Origin of the sequence: Streptomyces sp. WELS2, from assembly GCF_013870595.1 — a bacterium.
Classification (GTDB): Bacteria; Actinomycetota; Actinomycetes; order Streptomycetales; family Streptomycetaceae; genus Streptomyces.
Genome location: NZ_JACBWZ010000787.1, coordinates 1 through 2,822 on the forward strand (window position 1 = coordinate 1; position 2,822 = coordinate 2,822).

Here is a 2,822-nt window from a genome sequence, read left to right on the forward strand (position 1 = left end):
GCGCGGTGACGTTCGGGACGCACATCACCGGCGCGCCCGGCGTGGGCCGGGGGACGGTGGAGTCGGCCGTCCCGCTGCCGGTGCCGCTCGCTCCGGGCGCGCGGACGAGCCCGGCGTGGACGGTGTGGGTGGTCGCCTGGAGGCGCCGCTAGGTACGCGCGTCGAGACGCGTGGGATCTCGGCCGACAGGGACCGGTCCCGTACGGGGCCGCCCCCTACTTCAGCGCCAGCCAGGCGACGCCGGCCACCACGACGAGCGCCACGATGACGCCGATGATCACGCCGACCCGGGGACCGGAGGAGGAGGGCGCCTGCCGCTGCCGCCCCTGGGGCGCCTCGTCGACGAAGGCGCGGAACATCTGGGTGCTGCCTGCGGGGTCGTAATTGCCCTGGGGGCCCTGGGTGTTAGCCATGCCCCGAGACCCTAGCGAATCCAGGTGACCGGCCCAAGTGCGGGGCCTTCGGGACAGACGGGGGCACCCCACCCGCACTCACCTGCACATTTACGTTCGCAATACTTGTCTTTGCCAAGTTTTTGCGCCAGCCACGCCATGATTGTTTGCCTTCAGCAACCAAACAGTCCTATGGTTGCCCCAAGCAACGAATACGGGAGGTGTGATGGCCGAGCGGGCGCAGTTTGAAGAGCTGGCGCGTCAGCTCAGTGCCGTCGGAGCCGTGAAACGGGACATGGGGCGGATCCTGCCGCCCGACTGCCCGGCAGGCTCGGCCGCCGTGCTGACCCTGCTCGGCCGCCACGGCGACATGCGCATGAGCAAGCTCGCGGAACTGCTCGCCGTGGACATGTCGGTCACCAGCCGGCATGTCGCGCACGTGGCCGCACGCGGCTGGATCGAGCGGCTCCCGGACCCGGCGGACAAACGGTCGCGCATCCTGCGCCTGACCCCGGAGGGTCTGGACCAGCTCGACGAGCTGTCCCGGCGCACCACGCATCTGCTCGCCGAGCGGCTGGCGGACTGGACCGACGACGAGGTCGGCCAGCTGATCCGGCTGATGACGCGACTGCGCGACTCGTTCGGCGACTGCCGGTCCGCCCCGGTCCGGCTCCCCGCCCCCGTAGTCGATGAGACCACCCGTACACCCGCAAGCACGTAAGAAAAGGAAGCCCATGGCAACGACCACACCAGCCGGTGTGCGGGCTCACGCCAAGCACGGGGGAGGCCAGGCCGACGCCCCGATGACGCACCGGCAGATCATGGAGGCCCTGTCCGGGCTGCTGCTCGGCATGTTCGTGGCGATCCTGTCGTCCACGATCGTCTCCAACGCCCTGCCGCACATCATCGGAGACCTCGGCGGCGGCCAGTCCGCCTACACCTGGGTGGTCACCGCCGCCCTGCTGTCGATGACCGCGGCCACTCCCCTGTGGGGCAAGCTCGCCGACCTGTACAGCAAGAAGGCTCTCGTCCAGATAGCCCTCATCATCTACGTGGTCGCCTCCATGGCGGCCGGCCTGTCGCAGAACCCCGGCATGCTCATCACCTTCCGGGTGTTCCAGGGCATCGGCGTCGGCGGTCTGTCCGCCCTGGCCCAGATCGTCATGGCGGCGATGATCTCCCCGCGCGAGCGCGGCCGGTACTCCGGCTACCTCGGCGCCACCTTCGCCGTCGCCACCGTCGGCGGCCCGCTGCTCGGCGGTGTCATCACCGACACCTCCTGGCTGGGCTGGCGCTGGTGCTTCTACGTCGGTGTGCCCTTCGCGATCATCGCGCTGATCGTGCTGCAGAAGACCCTGCACCTGCCCGTGGTCAAGCGCCAGGTCAAGGTCGACTGGCTCGGTGCGACGCTGATCGCCGCCGCCGTCTCCCTGCTGCTGATCTGGGTCACCTTCGCCGGTGACAAGTACGACTGGCTGTCCTGGCAGACCTTCGCGATGGTCGGCGGTTCGATCGTCCTCGGCGCGCTGTTCGTGCTCGTGGAGTCCAAGGCGAGCGAGCCGATCATCCCGCTGCGCCTGTTCAAGAACCGCACGATCACGCTGGCGTCGCTCGCCTCGCTGTTCGTCGGTATCGCGATGTTCACCGGCACCGTGTTCTTCAGCCAGTACTTCCAGCTGGCCCGCGACAAGTCCCCGACCATGTCGGGCGTCATGACCATCCCGATGATCGGCGGTCTGTTCGTCTCCTCGACCGTCTCGGGTCAGTTCATCACCCGCACCGGCCGCTGGAAGGCGTGGCTGGTCAGCGGTGGCGTGCTGGTCACGGCCGGACTGCTGCTGCTCGGCGGCATCCGGTACGACACGGACTACTGGAAGATGGCCATCTTCATGGCCCTGCTGGGTCTCGGCATCGGCATGATGATGCAGAACCTGGTGCTCGCCACGCAGAACCAGGTGGCGCCCTCCGACCTCGGCTCGGCCAGCTCCACGGTCACCTTCTTCCGCTCCCTCGGCGGTGCGGTCGGCGTCTCCGCGCTCGGTGCCGTGATGTCCCGCCGGATCACCCACTACGTCCAGGACGGCGTCGCCGCGCTGGACCCGAAGTCCCAGGCCGCGCTGGCCGGCAGCTCCGGCTCGACCGACAGCATCCCGGACATGGACAAGCTCCCGGCGCCCATCCGGACGCTGATGGAGAGCGCCTACGGCCACGGCATCGCCGACGTCTTCTTCATCGCCGGCTGCCTCGCCGCCGTCGCCTTCCTGATCACGCTGTTCATCAAGGAGGTCCCGCTGAAGACCAAGGGCGCGCTCGCGCAGTCCGCCGAGGGTGACACCCCGGCCCAGGTCGAGGCCCCGGCCGCCGCCGCGGTGGCGCAGGCCCAGTCCCAGCCGCCGCTCGACAGCCGCGCTCCCCTGCTCTCCGCCACGC

General features: G+C 69.3%; 3 protein-coding genes. 2 read left to right on the forward strand and 1 reads right to left on the reverse strand.

What is annotated here, in order from left to right:
• Nucleotides 1–215: 215 nt before the first annotated feature.
• Nucleotides 216–413, reverse strand: a complete 198-nt coding sequence (locus H5J33_RS29795; RefSeq protein ID WP_181797901.1) for a hypothetical protein — start codon at nt 411–413, stop codon at nt 216–218.
• 205 nt (nt 414–618) lie between these two features.
• Between H5J33_RS29795 and H5J33_RS29800 the strand changes: the two genes are divergently transcribed.
• Together H5J33_RS29800 and H5J33_RS29805 are read left to right on the forward strand one after the other, a co-directional pair.
• Nucleotides 619–1,113 carry a MarR family winged helix-turn-helix transcriptional regulator gene (locus H5J33_RS29800; protein WP_030786090.1) on the forward strand — a complete coding sequence of 165 codons (495 nt, stop codon included), beginning with the start codon at nt 619–621 and terminating at the stop codon, nt 1,111–1,113.
• A gap of 13 nt (nt 1,114–1,126) precedes the next feature.
• On the forward strand, nt 1,127–2,822 hold a 1,696-nt coding region (locus tag H5J33_RS29805; RefSeq protein ID WP_181797902.1), incomplete at its 3' end, for an MDR family MFS transporter.

What these genes read in the sequence shown, in the direction of transcription:
- H5J33_RS29795 (WP_181797901.1), bottom strand. Translation starts at nt 413, where the DNA reads ATGGCTAACACCCAGGGCCCCCAGGGCAATTACGACCCCGCAGGCAGC.
- H5J33_RS29800 (WP_030786090.1), top strand. Translation starts at nt 619, where the DNA reads ATGGCCGAGCGGGCGCAGTTTGAAGAGCTGGCGCGTCAGCTCAGTGCC.